This window comes from Klebsiella sp. PL-2018, from assembly GCF_019048985.1.
Taxonomy (GTDB): domain Bacteria; phylum Pseudomonadota; class Gammaproteobacteria; order Enterobacterales; family Enterobacteriaceae; genus Klebsiella; species Klebsiella michiganensis.
Genome location: NZ_CP077673.1, coordinates 3592123 through 3606452 on the forward strand (window position 1 = coordinate 3592123; position 14330 = coordinate 3606452).

General features: G+C 58.7%; 17 protein-coding genes. 12 read left to right on the plus strand and 5 right to left on the minus strand.

Features of this window, described 5'->3' with window-relative positions; all coding sequences use genetic code 11:
• Positions 1-102 precede the first annotated feature (102 nt).
• The 7 genes from rutA to rutG are packed head-to-tail and all read left to right on the plus strand — an operon-like array spanning position 103 to position 5524.
• Positions 103-1194, plus strand: a complete 1092-nt coding sequence (gene rutA / locus MKleb_RS16745; RefSeq protein ID WP_014228799.1) for a pyrimidine utilization protein A — start codon at positions 103-105, stop codon at positions 1192-1194.
• The gene (gene rutB / locus MKleb_RS16750) at positions 1194-1904 is read left to right on the plus strand and encodes a pyrimidine utilization protein B (protein ID WP_025106250.1); all 711 of its coding nucleotides are present in this window, start codon (positions 1194-1196) and stop codon (positions 1902-1904) included. The genes rutA and rutB overlap by 1 nt, the downstream gene beginning before the upstream one ends.
• Positions 1897-2289, plus strand: coding sequence for a pyrimidine utilization protein C (gene rutC / locus MKleb_RS16755; protein ID WP_004131297.1), 393 nt, complete (start codon positions 1897-1899; stop codon positions 2287-2289). Before rutB ends, rutC begins: the two co-directional genes overlap by 8 nt.
• On the plus strand, positions 2286-3089 hold the full coding sequence (rutD, locus tag MKleb_RS16760; RefSeq protein WP_025106249.1) for a pyrimidine utilization protein D: 804 nt from the start codon (positions 2286-2288) through the stop codon (positions 3087-3089). Before rutC ends, rutD begins: the two co-directional genes overlap by 4 nt.
• Positions 3086-3676 (plus strand): malonic semialdehyde reductase, encoded by a 591-nt coding sequence (locus MKleb_RS16765; protein WP_014228796.1) that lies wholly within the window; start codon positions 3086-3088, stop codon positions 3674-3676. The genes rutD and MKleb_RS16765 overlap by 4 nt, the downstream gene beginning before the upstream one ends.
• A 9-nt stretch (positions 3677-3685) precedes the next feature.
• The gene (gene rutF / locus MKleb_RS16770; RefSeq protein ID WP_004849801.1) at positions 3686-4180 is read left to right on the plus strand and encodes an NADH-dependent FMN reductase RutF; all 495 of its coding nucleotides are present in this window, start codon (positions 3686-3688) and stop codon (positions 4178-4180) included.
• Positions 4181-4201: 21 nt separating this feature from the next.
• A complete protein-coding gene (gene rutG / locus MKleb_RS16775) occupies positions 4202-5524 on the plus strand; it encodes a pyrimidine utilization transport protein G (protein WP_217076015.1) in 1323 nt (440 codons plus the stop codon).
• Between the two features lie 235 nt (positions 5525-5759).
• Here the strand turns inward: rutG and MKleb_RS16780 are convergent, their stop codons facing one another.
• On the minus strand, positions 5760-5933 hold the full coding sequence (locus MKleb_RS16780) for a con-10 family general stress protein (protein WP_004131287.1): 174 nt from the start codon (positions 5931-5933) through the stop codon (positions 5760-5762).
• A gap of 374 nt (positions 5934-6307) precedes the next feature.
• Between MKleb_RS16780 and wrbA the strand changes: the two genes are divergently transcribed.
• The gene (wrbA, locus tag MKleb_RS16785; protein WP_004100968.1) at positions 6308-6904 is read left to right on the plus strand and encodes an NAD(P)H:quinone oxidoreductase; all 597 of its coding nucleotides are present in this window, start codon (positions 6308-6310) and stop codon (positions 6902-6904) included.
• A 20-nt stretch (positions 6905-6924) separates the two neighbouring features.
• Positions 6925-7152, plus strand: a complete 228-nt coding sequence (locus MKleb_RS16790; RefSeq protein ID WP_004849783.1) for a YccJ family protein — start codon at positions 6925-6927, stop codon at positions 7150-7152.
• A 139-nt stretch (positions 7153-7291) separates the two neighbouring features.
• Here MKleb_RS16790 and agp read toward each other — a convergent pair whose 3' ends face one another.
• Positions 7292-8539, minus strand: coding sequence for a bifunctional glucose-1-phosphatase/inositol phosphatase (agp, locus tag MKleb_RS16795; protein WP_025106248.1), 1248 nt, complete (start codon positions 8537-8539; stop codon positions 7292-7294).
• 139 nt (positions 8540-8678) lie between these two features.
• Positions 8679-8903 (minus strand): hypothetical protein, encoded by a 225-nt coding sequence (locus MKleb_RS16800; RefSeq protein ID WP_009653459.1) that lies wholly within the window; start codon positions 8901-8903, stop codon positions 8679-8681.
• A 271-nt stretch (positions 8904-9174) separates the two neighbouring features.
• On the opposite strand from MKleb_RS16800, the gene MKleb_RS16805 reads away from it, so the two are divergent.
• Positions 9175-9297 carry a small membrane protein gene (locus tag MKleb_RS16805; protein ID WP_004849777.1) on the plus strand — a complete coding sequence of 41 codons (123 nt, stop codon included), beginning with the start codon at positions 9175-9177 and terminating at the stop codon, positions 9295-9297.
• 121 nt (positions 9298-9418) lie between these two features.
• Here MKleb_RS16805 and MKleb_RS16810 read toward each other — a convergent pair whose 3' ends face one another.
• Both MKleb_RS16810 and puuA read right to left on the minus strand, forming a co-directional pair.
• Positions 9419-10810 (minus strand): APC family permease, encoded by a 1392-nt coding sequence (locus MKleb_RS16810; RefSeq protein ID WP_025106247.1) that lies wholly within the window; start codon positions 10808-10810, stop codon positions 9419-9421.
• 352 nt (positions 10811-11162) lie between these two features.
• On the minus strand, positions 11163-12581 hold the full coding sequence (gene puuA / locus MKleb_RS16815; RefSeq protein WP_004849770.1) for a glutamate-putrescine ligase: 1419 nt from the start codon (positions 12579-12581) through the stop codon (positions 11163-11165).
• Between the two features lie 224 nt (positions 12582-12805).
• Here puuA and puuD point away from each other — a divergent pair, with 224 nt between their 5' ends.
• Entirely contained in the window at positions 12806-13558 is a 753-nt protein-coding gene (puuD, locus tag MKleb_RS16820) for a gamma-glutamyl-gamma-aminobutyrate hydrolase (RefSeq protein WP_160887670.1), read from the plus strand.
• A 25-nt stretch (positions 13559-13583) separates the two neighbouring features.
• Positions 13584-14141: an HTH-type transcriptional regulator PuuR gene (gene puuR, locus MKleb_RS16825; RefSeq protein WP_004849766.1), complete on the plus strand. Its 558-nt coding sequence runs from the start codon at positions 13584-13586 to the stop codon at positions 14139-14141.
• Positions 14142-14330: the final 189 nt, after the last annotated feature.

A 14330-nucleotide genomic window follows, 5' to 3' on the forward strand; every position in this document is an offset into this window, starting at 1 on the left:
AAACTGGCATCGCCTTTGCTTTATCTTTCAGGCGAGGTGATTGAGGGAGATGCAGGATGCAGCGCCGCGCCTTCTTGTTCAACGACATGCAGAGAGGTAGGTATGAAAATTGGTGTCTTCGTTCCGATTGGTAATAACGGCTGGCTGATTTCCACCCATGCTCCCCAGTACATGCCGACGTTTGAGCTCAATAAGGCCATCGTGCAAAAAGCCGAACACTACGGCTTCGATTTCGCGCTGTCGATGATTAAACTGCGCGGCTTCGGCGGCAAGACCGAATTCTGGGATCATAATCTGGAGTCCTTCACCCTGATGGCCGGACTGGCGGCCGTCACTTCGCGCATTCAGATCTACGCCACCGCCGCCACGCTGACGCTGCCCCCGGCGATCGTCGCGCGCATGGCCTCGACTATCGACTCTATCTCCGGCGGCCGCTTTGGCGTCAATCTGGTCACCGGCTGGCAAAAGCCGGAATACGAGCAGATGGGCATCTGGCCGGGCGACGACTACTTCGCCAGCCGCTACGACTATCTCACCGAATATGTCCAGGTGCTGCGCGACCTGTGGGGAACCGGGCGCAGCGACTTTAAAGGCGACTACTTCACGATGAACGACTGCCGCGTCAGCCCGCAGCCGTCGCAGCCGATGAAAGTGATCTGCGCCGGACAAAGCGACGCCGGTATGGCGTTCTCCGCCCGGCACGCTGACTACAACTTCTGCTTCGGCAAAGGGGTCAACACCCCTGCCGCCTTCGCCCCCACCGCCGCGCGGATGATGGAGGCGGCGGAAAAAACCGGCCGCGACGTCGGTTCCTACGTCCTGTTTATGGTGATTGCCGACGAAACCGACGAGGCGGCCCGCGCCAAATGGGAGCATTACAAAGCCGGCGCCGATGACGAGGCGCTGGCGTGGCTTACCGAACAGAGCCAGAAAGACACCCGCTCCGGCAGCGACACCAACGTGCGCCAGATGGCCGATCCCACCTCGGCGGTCAACATCAATATGGGCACCCTTGTCGGCTCTTACGCCAGCGTCGCCCGCATGCTCGACGAAGTAGCGGCGGTCCCCGGCACCGACGGCGTGCTGCTGACGTTTGATGATTTCCTTATCGGTATCGAAGCCTTTGGTCAGCGCATTCAGCCGCTGATGCGCTGCCGCGACCATATCGCCACCATGACTCAAGAGGTTGCCTGATGATTACCCTGCCCGCTCGCCCGGAATCCCTGACCTTTGCGCCGCTGCAGAGCGCGCTGATCGTTGTCGATATGCAGAACGCCTACGCCAGCCAGGGCGGCTATCTCGACCTCGCCGGATTTGACGTTTCCGCCACCCGCCCGGTTATCGACAATATCAACGTCGCCGTGGCCGCCGCGCGCGCCGCCGGGATGCTGATTATCTGGTTCCAGAACGGCTGGGACGACCAGTACGTGGAGGCCGGCGGCCCCGGTTCGCCGAATTTTCATAAATCCAACGCGCTGAAAACCATGCGAAAGAACCCGGAGCTGCAGGGCAAGCTGCTGGCGAAAGGCGGCTGGGACTATCAGCTGGTCGATCAGCTTAAGCCGCAGCCCGGCGATATCGTGCTGCCGAAACCGCGCTACAGCGGCTTCTTTAACACCGCGCTCGACAGCATTCTGCGCAGCCGCGGCATCCGCCATCTGATCTTTACCGGTATTGCCACCAACGTCTGCGTGGAATCGACCCTGCGCGACGGCTTCTTCCTCGAGTATTTCGGTATCGTGCTGGAAGACGCCACCCATCAGGCCGGTCCGGCGTTCGCCCAGCAGGCGGCGCTGTTCAATATCGAAACCTTCTTTGGCTGGGTCAGCGATGTCGCCAGCTTCTGTACCGCCCTTGAGCCCGCCGCGCCGCGCGCCTTTTCCGAGGAGAAACGTTATGCCTAAACAGGTGATTATTCCGCCAGGCACCACCACGCCTATCGCCCCGTTTGTCCCGGGCACGCTGGCCGACGGCGTGGTTTACGTCTCCGGCACCCTGCCGTTCGATAAGCAAAACAACGTGGTTTATATCGGCGACCCAAAGGCGCAAACCCGCCACGTGCTGGAAACCATCAAGAGCGTTATCGAGACGGCGGGGGGCAGTATGGCGGATGTGACCTTCAACAGCATCTTTATCACCGACTGGAAAAACTACGCCGCGATTAATGAGGTCTACGCGGAGTTCTTCCCCGGCGACAAACCGGCGCGTTTCTGCATTCAGTGCGGGCTGGTGAAGCCCGATGCGCTGGTGGAAATAGCCACCGTCGCGCATATCGGGAAGCCGGCATGATGAAGCTAAATGTCTCCCCGGCGCCTTATCCGGGCGCGCCGGTGGTGGTTCTGAGCGCCGGGCTCGGCGGCGCGGGCGGCTACTGGCTACCGCAGCGGGCGGCGCTCGAACCGCACTATCAGCTGGTGAGCTATGACCATAACGGCACCGGTGAAAACGGCGGCCCGCTGCCCGTCGGCTACAGCATGGCGGCCATGGCGCAGGAGCTTAACGCAGCGCTGCAGGCGGCGGGGATTGTGCGTTTTGCGCTGGTCGGTCACGCCCTGGGCGCGCTGATCGGTCTGCAGCTGGCGCTGGACCATCCCGAAGCGATAAGCGCCCTGGTGCTGGTGAACGGCTGGCTGACGCTCTCCCCGCATACCCGCCGCTGCTTTCTGGTGCGCGAACGCCTGCTGCACGCGGGCGGCGCGCAGGCGTGGGTAGAAGCGCAGCCGCTGTTCCTCTATCCGGCGGAGTGGATGGCTTCTCGCCTGCCGCGGCTGGAGGCCGAAGACGCGCTCGCCATCAGCCATTTCCAGGGCAAAGAGAATTTACTGAAAAGGCTGAACGCCCTCAAGCAGGCCGATTTTTCGCGGCGGGCGGCAGCGATAACCTGCCCGACGCTGATTATCAGCGCCGCTGACGATCTGCTGGTCCCGGCCTCCTGCTCCCGCGTGCTGCAGGCGGCAATCCCCGGCAGCCAGCTGGCGGAAATGGCCTGGGGCGGCCACGCCTGCAACGTCACCGATACCGCCACCTTTAACCCTATTTTATGCGATGGGCTGGCCGCAATGCTGCCCGTCCCCCAGGAGAACCTATGAGCGAAGCCATTAGCCCGGCCGCCTGCGCCGCGCTGTTTACCGAGGCCCGAACCCACAACGGCTGGCTGGACAGGCCGGTCAGCGACGAGCAGCTGCGTGAAATCTACGCCTTGCTGAAAATGGGACCGACCTCCGCTAACTGCTCCCCGGCGCGCTTCGTTTTCATCCGCACACCGGAAGGCAAAGAGAAGCTGCGCCCGGCTCTGTCGAGCGGCAACGTTGCGAAGACCCTGCAGGCGCCGGTCACCGCTATCGTCGCCTGGGACAGCGCGTTCTATGACCGGCTGCCGGAGCTGTTCCCTCACGGCGACGCCCGCAGCTGGTTTACCTCCAGCCCGCAGATGGTGGAAGAGACCGCCTTTCGCAACGGTTCATTGCAGGCGGCGTACCTGATTTTCGCCTGCCGCGCGCTGGGCCTGGACACCGGCCCCATGTCGGGCTTTGACCGCGAAAAAGTCGATGCGGCGTTTTTTGCCGACGGCGCCTGGAAAAGCAACCTGCTGATTAACATTGGCTACGGCGATCCCGGCAAGCTGTACGCTCGCCTGCCGCGTCTGCCTTTTGATGATGCCTGCCAGCTGGCATAAGGAGCCCGCATGTCTACTGCCGATAAACAAAGCTTTCGCGACGCCATGGCCCACGTCGGGGCGGCGGTCAACATCATCACCACCGATGGTCCCGCAGGCCGCGCCGGCTTTACCGCCAGCGCCGTCTGCAGCGTTACCGACGCGCCGCCCACGCTGCTGGTGTGCCTGAATCGCTCCGCCTCGGTGTGGCCGATCTTCAGCCAGCACCAGGCGCTGTGCGTCAACACCCTGGCGGCCGGCCAGGAAGAGCTCTCGAACGTTTTCGGCGGTAAAACGCCGATGGCGGAGCGCTTCGCCGCCGCCGACTGGCAAACCGGCGCGACCGGCTGTCCGCGTCTGGAAGCGGCGCTGGTCAGCTTCGACTGCCGCATCAGCCAGATCGTCAGCGTCGGAACTCACGACATCCTGTTTTGCGAAGTGGCGGCGATTGTACGCCATCCGGAACCGCGCGGACTGATGTGGTTCGACCGCGGCTACCACACGCTGATGCGTCCAGCCTGTTAACCCTAAACCCAGGATCTCATCATGGCTCTCTTCGATTTTCCTCGCTGGCAGTTAACCTCCCCCTCCGCCGCGTCCGGCGTCGTGGCCCCCGATGAATGGCTGTCGGTCGGGCAAACCGTGGTGATGGGCGTTCAGCACGCGGTGGCGATGTTTGGCGCGACCGTTCTGATGCCAATCCTGATGGGGCTGGATCCCAATCTGTCGATCCTGATGTCCGGCATCGGCACCCTGCTGTTCTTTTTGGTTACCGGCGGGCGCGTGCCGAGCTACCTTGGCTCCAGCGCCGCCTTTGTCGGCGTGGTCATCGCCGTTACCGGCTTCAACGGCCAGGGGCTTAACCCGCACCTTAGCGTCGCGCTGGGCGGCATTATCCTCTGCGGGCTGGTTTATACCCTGATTGGCCTGGTGGTGATGAAAATCGGCACCCGCTGGATTGAGCGGCTGATGCCGCCGGTAGTCACCGGCGCGGTGGTCATGGCGATAGGCCTTAACCTCGCGCCCATCGCGGTACGCAGCGTATCAGCAACGCCGTTCGACGGTTGGATGGCGGTGCTGACGGTGCTGTGCATCGGCCTGGTCGCGGTGTTTACCCGCGGGATGCTGCAGCGGCTGCTGATCCTCGTCGGGCTGATTATCGCCTGCGCGCTGTACGCGCTGCTGGCCAACGGCCTCGGGCTGGGCAAGCCGCTGGATTTTAGCCTGCTTGAGCAGGCGGCGTGGTTCGGTTTGCCGCAGATGACCGCCCCGACCTTTAACGGCCAGGCAATGATGCTGATCGCTCCCGTGGCGGTGATTCTGGTGGCGGAAAACCTCGGCCACCTGAAGGCGGTTGCCGGGATGACCGGGCGCAATATGGACCCGTATATGGGCCGCGCGTTCGTCGGCGACGGACTGGCAACGATGCTCTCCGGCTCGGTTGGCGGCAGCGGTGTGACCACCTACGCGGAGAATATCGGCGTGATGGCGGTCACCAAAGTGTACTCGACGCTGGTCTTCGTCGCGGCGGCGCTGATTGCGATGCTGCTTGGGTTTTCACCGAAATTCGGCGCGCTGATCCATACCATTCCGGGACCGGTGATCGGCGGCGCATCGATTGTGGTGTTTGGCCTGATTGCCGTCGCGGGCGCGCGAATTTGGGTGCAGAACCGCGTGGATTTGAGCCAGAACGCAAATCTGATTATGGTGGCGGTGACGCTGGTGCTGGGGGCGGGCGACTTCGCGCTTTCGCTCGGCGGCTTTACCCTCGGCGGCATCGGGACGGCCACCTTCGGCGCGATCCTGCTCCACGCTCTGCTTAACCGCCGTCCGCGTGAGGCCGGGCAAACCAACGTCACCCCGGTATGAAAGCGTGCGACGCCAGCAGACCCGTACCGGGAAATCCCCGGTCGCGCTGCGCTTACCGGGGCTACAAAACAGCGTCAACCCGTAGCCCGGTTAAGGCGTTTACGCCGCGAGCCGGGCGTTCCTCCCGCTCAGCGGAACCTGCAAAGTGGAAAAAAAACCGCCGACGTGACGTCGGCGGCGAGGGTGATGGGGTCGGGCCCGGGAGATTAACCCCCATCAGCAACAATCCGGCGCGCTAGCTTTCGCGGCTACCATGACTGTTTTTGCCCCCTTTCTTGCCCGCTTCGGAAGCGCGTTGAGGATCGTTTTTAAAGTTCCCCCCGCTATGCTGGCCACCTTTACGACCTGCTTCTGATGCTCTTTCACGGTCTTCGGCAAAGTTGCCGGCACCGCCACGATGGTTTGCCATTACTGACCTCCATTTAGGTTAGACATCATGCTGCATTAGGTGAAACACGAGGCTCTGGCCTCCGCGATACGGGTTGCGTATCACGTGCTTTTAAGGTTAGCGAAGGAAAGCCGTGCCGGGTGGATATCGTCACATTCTGAAATAGATTTTGTATAAGAACTGCCGCTATTGCGCCGGACGCGCGCTAAGCGACTCTTATGACAGCCTAAAATGGCGCCGCTGAAGATGTATCTTTTTGCAACAGCCCTGAATGTTAGCAATGTTGTTATAAATCAAATAAATGATTGTTGCATTTGCACTCTTCGCCAGAGGTCTTATCTTTAAAGGTAGCCAGTCGACTGGCTGGCTCATAACGCAACCGAGGAGTGATGCAAATGGCTAAGATTCTGGTGCTTTATTATTCCATGTACGGACACATTGAGACCATGGCGCATGCCGTCGCCGAAGGAGCAAACAAGGTAGATGGCGTTGAAGTGGTCGTGAAGCGCGTGCCGGAAACCATGCAGGCAGAGGTTTTTGCCAAAGCAGGCGGGAAAACGCAAAACGCGCCCGTCGCCACGCCGCAGGAGCTGGCTGAGTACGACGCCATCATCTTTGGTACCCCAACCCGTTTCGGCAATATGTCCGGACAGATGCGCACCTTTCTCGATCAGACCGGCGGCCTGTGGGCGTCCGGAGCGCTGTACGGCAAACTGGCCAGCGTATTCAGCTCAACCGGTACCGGCGGCGGTCAGGAGCAAACCATCACCTCGACCTGGACCACGCTTGCCCACCACGGGATGATTATTGTACCGATTGGCTACGGCGCCCAGGAGCTGTTTGATGTTTCGCAGGTTCGCGGCGGCACGCCTTACGGCGCCACCACCATTGCCGGCGGCGACGGCTCACGCCAGCCAAGTGAAGAAGAATTAGCCATTGCCCGCTATCAGGGGCAACACGTTGCGGGTCTGGCAGTGAAATTACACGGTTAATCTTCAGCAGGAGGACAAGCATGCCGAATCAAGAAGCAAAGGCCCACCGCGTGGGTGAATGGGCCAGTCTGCGCAATACGTCTCCCGAAATTGCCGAGGCGATTTTTGAATTAGCCAATTACGATGAAAAGCTGGCGGAGAAAATCTGGGAAGAAGGCAGCGATGAAGTCCTGCCCCTCGCCTTCGCCAAAACCGACAAAGACTCCCTGTTCTGGGGCGAACAAACTATCGAACGCAAGAACGTGTAGCCAGGACAGGTACGCAGTACCGCCTCCGGGAGTTATTGCATGAGCTTCCCGGAGGCGGGGCGTTGCGCCTGTTCGGGCTACAAGACCAGGCTAAACATCGGCAGCAAGACCCGGATTGCTCCGGGTTTTTTATACTCTGCTACTTCGTGGCCTCGGCCATCGCCTTTTTAAAGGTGTCCATCGGGCAGAAGCCGTTGTCATCGACCGGACAACCGTTCAGCGCCAGCGTCACCCGCTGCGGCGGCGATTGCAGGGTCAGCGCGTCGGCATTGCGCAGCTGTTCGGTACTTTGATACACGTACTCAATCTTCATCAAATCGCGATTGCCGCTCTTATCATGCCAGCGCTGGAACACCAGCTTGCCGCCGATGGGCGTACGTTCGTACTGGTTGTGCAGCTGATAAGGTTTAAAATCCAGCGCCGTCAGCAGCGAGGCGATATTGGAATCGTGCCCCACCAGCAGCGTGACTTTCGCCGCTTTCGCCGCGTCGCCCACCAGCGCGTTATCGATATATTTCACCAGCGGTTTAGCCACGTTGCGCGCCACTTCCGGCGAGGTGAAGAGACTGTCCTGATAGCCGTTTTTCAGCTTCGACAGCACCTGCCACTGCTTATCGCTGGCGATTTCGCCCCACGCCACCTGGTCTTTCGGGAAACCTTCGTAATATTGCAGCGTAAAGGCGTCAACCAGCGAGTTGCCGACTTTAAGCGGCCCGGAAACGCCCGGCTCCTGCTGATATTTGGCGCTAAAGGTATCTTTCGCGTCGCTCAGCGAGCACTGCTGCTTCTCTTTGCAGGACGGGGAGTTACGGTAGTCGGTCATCTCCTCCAGCAGCTTATAGCTTTCGCTCAGCTGCATCCCCTGCCGCTCTTTCTCCATCGCCTGCACCGCCTTTTCGCTAAACGCGGCGGAATCGTCAGTGATCACCGGATTAAACGTCGGGTCCATGGTGCCCATTTTTTCCTGATGGTGCACGGTCACGCCGCAGCCGGGAAACGCGCCGGTGATAAAGAACTGCGCGGTGGCGACGGTGCGCTGCAGGCTATTGGCATAGGCGTAGACCGCGTTCTCCGGCGGGCATTCGCCGCTGGTCACCAGCCCCTGCTGCGCCAGCCATTCGCGCATATAGTGCCCCATATACACTTCCAGCACCCCGCCCTTGGTGGTCAGCTGGCCGCCGGGGACATCCCACTCAGGCCAGGACTTCGGCGTTGATTGCTCCAGCACGCTGCCGTTGTTCGCCAGCGGCGCGCGCAGGTTATGGCGGCTCATGATCAGCACCTGCTGAAGCTGGTACCCCTCCGGTGCCGCCTGTTCCTGCGCCTGGACGCCGGCGGAGAGTAAAATAACGCCGGTCACGGCGGCAGCGAGTAGACTTTTTCTCATCCCTTAATCCTCAGTCAGTGATTATCATCGCCTTAATTGTGACAAATTTATGACATTTTTCCGGGCAATGGCTCGCAAAGTGCGGAAAGAAATACGTTTTCCGCCAGAACGAAGGGGGGCTGAAATCAGAGGGAGGGCGTTACTCCGGTAGCGGTACCGCCGCCAGCGTGCAGATAGCCGCATGCTTGCCGCCGCGATGGTCGACGATCAGCACTTTATCGCCGGCTTTTTTTCCTTCGCAGGGTTTTAACACCTGCTCGACAATACGTTCACGAATTGACGGGTGCCCGGCGTCAGCCAGGCTATGGAATGAAGTCAGAATCAACAACGGCCCAATAAGACCGATGATATGCTTGTTAAACATTTATTACTCTCAACCCTATTTAAGCGGGCCAAGGGTAGCAGCCTGTAGGGCTCTCGTCTGTAAATTCGCTTAAACGAGTGTAACCCGTTCATTTTTTCACCACACCTTTGCTTTACTCTTCACATTTATTCATGTAAATAATAATTTCAGTGTATTGCTGGCAGTCTATTCTCGTCTGATTCATCGGGTCATCTTTAAGAAATATCCCGATGCTATTATCTCGATATCACGGTATTTTTTCTTCATGTTAAACATAACATTAGGTTAATCTATGTCAGGTATCCTGCTCTTTATCGTCGCGGTGGTTTTGCTGGGAGTAGCCATCTTCAGCCTGGTCTCCTATGTGAAGGATCGGCGCTCTGCACAGCTGCCAACTCATAAGAAAAAGAAATAATACGTCCTCACTATTCTTACCTTCTGCCCCTGCTATCTCTCCCGAGCGCCTGATTTCAAACGAGAATGACAAAAAAGAAGGCAGGCTCAATCGCCTGCCTTTGTGTCGGCGTAAACAATCGTTACGATTCCCAGGCCTGTTCCGCTTTGGCGCCGTCAAACTGCGGCGGCGGCTTGCGGAAGCGGCGGGTCAGATACGTCAGATACAGCAGCCCGAGGCCCGCCCATATCAGACCCAGCGTCAGCGAGGTCGCCTCCAGGTTAATCCACAGTACGCCAACCGTTAGCGCGCCGACCATCGGCAAAAGCAGATAGTGAAAGCGATCTCTCCAGGTTTTGTTAAAACCTTTACGCCGCCAGAAGTGGTTAAATACCGACAGGTTAACGAAGGTAAACGCCACCAGCGCGCCAAAGTTAATCAGCGCCGTGGCGGTGACCAAGTCAAAGAACAGCGCCGACAGCGCGACAATCCCCACCATGATCACGTTCAGCGCCGGGGTACGCCATTTCGGATGGACGTAGCCGAAAATGCGCTCCGGGAAAACGTTATCGCGGCCCATAACGTACAGCAGCCGTGACACGCTGGCGTGCGAAGCCAGGCCTGAGGCCAGGGTATTCACAAACGTCGTGCACAGGAAAATCGACTGGAACAGCTTGCCGCCAACGTAGAGGGCGATCTCCGGCAGCGCCGCGTCCGGGTCTTTAAAACGGCTAATATCGGGAAAAAAGAGCTGCATAAAGAACGAGGCGGCGATAAAAATCACCCCACCGTAGACCGCAGTAAGGAAAATGGCCTTCGGGATCACCCGCGCGGCGTCCGGCGTCTCTTCGGAAAGCGTGGTCACCGCATCGAAACCGAGGAACGAAAAGCAGACTATCGTCGCCCCGGTAATGATCGGAATCAGGTGCGCATTCTGGCTAATAAACGGCTGGAGCGACCAGACGGTGCCCACCCCTTCCCCTTTATGCAACCCCTGCACCACCAGCACGATAAAGACCACCATGATCGAGATCTGCACCAGCACGAACAGGGTGTTGAAGTTCGCCACCAGGTTGACGCTTTTCAGGTTCGCCGCGGTGAGAATAGCCACAAACGTCACCACCCACACCCAGGGCGGCACGTCCGGAAACAGCGCGGAAAGATAAATCTTCGCCAGCAGCACGTTGATCATCGGCAGGAATAGATAATCCAGCAGCGATGACCAGCCCACCATAAAACCGACGTGCGGGCTGATCGACTTCTGCGCATAGGTATAGGCCGAACCCGCCTGCGGAAACTGGCGCACCAGCTTGCCGTAGCTGATGGCGGTAAACAGCACCCCGGCCAGCGCCAGCAGATAGGACGCCGGGACGTGGCCGTTGCTGATGCCGGAGACGATGCCGAAAGTATCGAAAACCGTCATCGGCGTCAGATAGGCGAGGCCCATCATCACCACCTGCCACAGCTTGAGAGACTTGCGCAGGCGCGGTTTTTCCGCCCCGGAGGCGTTATCGAGAGAGGGATTAATAGACATAGCCATTTCCCCCGCTGCACACCTGGGTTTGCGGTCGTAGAGACCGGGAAACCAACCTGCTTCGCAACGGGGTTAATGGCAAATCAAAAGGTAAAAAGAACCGACGAGCGGCGGTGGCGACGCATTCCATGCGGCCATGACGGCCCCCTTCTCCCTGCGGATATTTAAACATCTGCATCATTTCCTACCTCGTTACACACTGTGTCGTTAACTGAAGCCCCGTTGCCGCCTGCGCTCCTTAACGCGACATCCGGGAATGGCTGGGCTCCCAGCAAAAACGTCCGACCAGGCTCCGCTCAGGCCGCATGATGCTACTCGTGATAATGCTAAAGCGCCCCTCGCGGGGCGAAAATCAGGCGTTTTTCAACATCCACTCGATTTCAGTTTCTGTGATCAGACGCTCAAACTGCAGTAATTCGTCATTTTTACAGGCGTGATAAACGTGGCAGAAGCGTTCGCCAAGCCGCTCGCGCAGATGATCGTTTTGCATAAACTCCCACAGCGCATCGCTCTGGCGAATCGGGAACGGCAGCCCCTCCTGCTCGAGGCCGTTGCCCTCCACCTCTTCCTGTAACGGCAGCGGATTATCCAGACCGTGGAGGATGCCGGCAAAAATCGCCGCCATCACCAGATAAGGGTTGGCGTCCGCCCCGGCCACGCGATACTCGACGCGGTGATTGTGCCGATCGCCGCACGGAATGCGCAGCGCCACCGTCCGGTTGTTGTGCCCCCACGACGCCTGGGTCGGCACGTACATTCCCGGCTGGAAACGACGATACGAGTTCACGTTTGGCGCCAGCAGCGCCATCGACGCCGGCATCAGGTCAATCATCCCGGCGAGCGCGCGTTTTAACATCGCGGAATCTTCGCCGTCCGCGTCCGCCAGCACGTTCTCGCCTTTGTTGTTCTGCATACTGATATGGATATGCATCCCGCTACCGGCGTGCTCTTCATAGGGTTTCGCCATAAAAGTGGCGTGCATCTTATGCTTCTCCGCCATCAAACGCACGAGACGTTTTAACGCCAGCGCATCATCGCAGGCGTCGAGCACGTTATCGGTATGGTGGAGGTTGATTTCAAACTGGCCGGGAGAGGCTTCCGCCACCGCGCCGTCGGCGGGGATCAGCTGGAGCTGGGCGATCTCGTCGATTTCGTTAAGCACGTCGGCAAAGTGGTTGAGGTTGTCGACGGAGTAAACCTGGCTTTGGGTATTGCGATCGCCGGTTCCCGGCGCGCACGGCGGCTGCAGGTAACCTTCCGCGTCGCGCTTGCGGTCAAGTAAATAGAACTCCAGCTCTACCGCTACCACGGGGAACAGCCCGCGCTGGCGCAGCTGCTGCCAGAGCCGGTTCAGCACGTTCCGCGGCTCAACGTCAAAGGGAGCGCCATCTTCATCAACCATGGTCAGCAGAACCTGACCAATGTATTCCGGGTCCGCCGCCGACGGGGTTAAGGTTCCCAGCACCGGCACGCAGGTGCGGTCCGGTTCGCCCATCTCCTGGCCGAGCCCCGCCTCTTCCACCACGTTGCCGAGAATATCCATCGCAAACACCGAAGCCGGGAAATAGCACCCCTTCTCCAGCTTGCTCAGGCTGGACACCGGGATCCGCTTACCGCGGAAGCAGCCGTTCAGGTCGGTTAGCAGCACATCAACGTATTGCGTATTGGGGTAACGCTCGAGGTAGCGCTTCACTTCCCAGGTGAATGCGCTGACCCGTCTCTCTTCCGACTGCTGAACAAAATTCTCAACTTCTACGATATTGGTTTCCATGATTCACCGCCGTTGTTTTAGTTTCGGACCCTGAATGGCACTGTTAAATATAATGTCCACTCTTCGAATGTGTATGCAAACAAATTGTTTGTCAAATGTTAAATTAAGTTTGCAAAGGGCAATATCCACTGCTAGATTGAGAAAATATTGAACGAAATGGCCGTTTTACCCGCTAACCCGGTCATAATTTAGTCCACTTTGTGAGGGCGATCATGGAAAATATAATGTACAAGCCAGTTATTGGCGTAGTGATGTGCCGAAACAGGCTTAAGGGTCACCAGACCCAGACTCTGCAAGAGAAGTACCTGAACGCGATTGTTCACGCCGGCGGCGTACCGATTGCCCTGCCGCACGCGCTGGCCGAGCCGGAACTGCTTGCTACGCTACTGCCGAAACTGGACGGCATTTATCTGCCCGGTAGCCCGAGCAACGTACAGCCGCACCTTTATGGTGAAAACGGCGATGAGCCTGACGCCGATCCCGGGCGTGATCTTCTGAGCATGGCGCTGATTAACGCCGCGCTCGAAAGGCGCATCCCCATTTTCGCCATCTGCCGTGGACTACAGGAACTGGTTGTCGCCACCGGCGGGACTCTGTATCGTCGTCTGTTCGAGCAGCCTGAGCTTCTTGAGCACCGCGAAGACCCCGAACTTCCCGTCGAGCAGCAATACGCGCCCTCGCATGAAGTTCAGGTTCAGGAGGGAGGATTACTTTCTCAGTTAATACCGGGCTGCAACACGTTTTGGGTAAACTCGTTACACGGGCAGGGAGCAAAAACGACGGGTCCACGGCTGCGCGTGGAAGCGCGTTCTCCGGACGGGCTAGCGGAAGCGGTCAGCGTTAACGACCATCCTTTCGCCCTCGGCGTGCAGTGGCATCCTGAATGGAACAGTAGCGAATACGCCCTGTCGCGAATGTTGTTTGAAGGTTTTATCACCGCCTGTCAGAACTATATCGCTGAAAAACAGCGACTCTGACCACTACCGTTAAGGAAATGCAAATATGAGCGATGACGGACTGGCGCCAGGGAAACGTCTGTCAGAGATCCGCCAACAGCTGGGTCTCTCACAGCGTCGTGCCGCCGAACTGTCTGGGTTAACACATAGTGCCATCAGCACCATAGAACAGGACAAAGTCAGTCCTGCGATCAGTACGCTGCAAAAGCTGCTGAAAGTCTACGGGCTGTCGCTCTCGGAATTCTTTTCTGAACCAGAAAAACCGGCTGAACCGCAGGTGGTTATCAATCAGGACGATCTGATTGAAATCGGCAGTCAGGGGGTGTCGATGAAGCTGGTTCATAATGGTAATCCGAACCGCACGCTGGCGATGATTTTTGAAACGTACCAGCCTGGAACCACAACCGGGGAGAGGATCAAGCATCAGGGTGAGGAGATAGGCACCATACTGGAAGGTGAAGTCGTGCTGACCATCAACGGTCAGGCGTATCATCTGGTGGCTGGGCAAAGCTATGCCATTAACACCGGCATACCGCATAGCTTCAGCAACACCTCGGCGGGTATCTGCCGAATTATCAGCGCCCATACCCCCACCACATTCTGATTTTTTAGCCTGAGGTTTTCTCAGGCTTTCTTCAGGCCTGCGCCGCCGGAGGCGAACTCCGGCGGCGCGAAGATAACGCAGTTCACCTTGCGCAATGCGGAAAGACTTATTCCGCTGGCCCCGGATAATTCACGCCTGTTAATGGGCAATTTAAACGGTACTCAACCCCGGGGACGCCCTGCGCCCTGA